The sequence below is a fragment of the Neisseria sp. P0001.S005 genome (genome assembly GCF_051963715.1).
The window spans coordinates 1-499 of record NZ_JBQCTZ010000561.1 but is presented as its reverse complement, the minus strand read 5'-3'; the positions used below and the strand labels follow the sequence as shown (position 1 = coordinate 499).

Annotated in this window: 1 pseudogene; it reads right to left on the bottom strand. The window is 52.5% G+C overall.

Going from position 1 to position 499, the window contains the following annotated elements:
- Positions 1 to 10 precede the first annotated feature (10 nt).
- Positions 11 to 499 (bottom strand): annotated as a pseudogene (locus tag ACTHSP_RS21665) (adenylosuccinate lyase); the annotation flags it as partial.

Genomic DNA, 499 nt, shown 5'->3' with positions numbered 1-499 from the left:
CAAAAACCTTTTAAATTCGTTTTGCCAACTCTTCGGCTTTACCCACATACAACGCAGGGGTCAGCTCAAGCAATTTGGCTTTGGCTTCTGCCGGAATTTCCAACGATTCGATAAAGAGTTTCAACACTTCAGGCGTAATGCCGTCTTTACCGCGTGTCAGGTCTTTCAGCTTTTCGTAAGGATTGGCCACGCCGTAACGACGCATTACGGTTTGAATCGGCTCGGCCAGCAGCTCCCAAGTAGCGTCCAAATCGGCAGCAAGGGCGGCAGGATTCGGCTCAAGCTTGTTCAGACCGCGCAGATGGGCGGCAAAGCCCAATACGGTATAGCCCACGCCTACGCCCATATTGCGCAATACGGTGCTGTCGGTCAGGTCGCGCTGCCAACGGGAAATCGGCAGTTTTTCGGACAAAAAGCCCAATACGGCATTGGCCATACCGAGGTTGCCTTCGGAGTTTTCAAAGTCGATCGGATTGACTTTGTGCGGCATGGTGGAAGA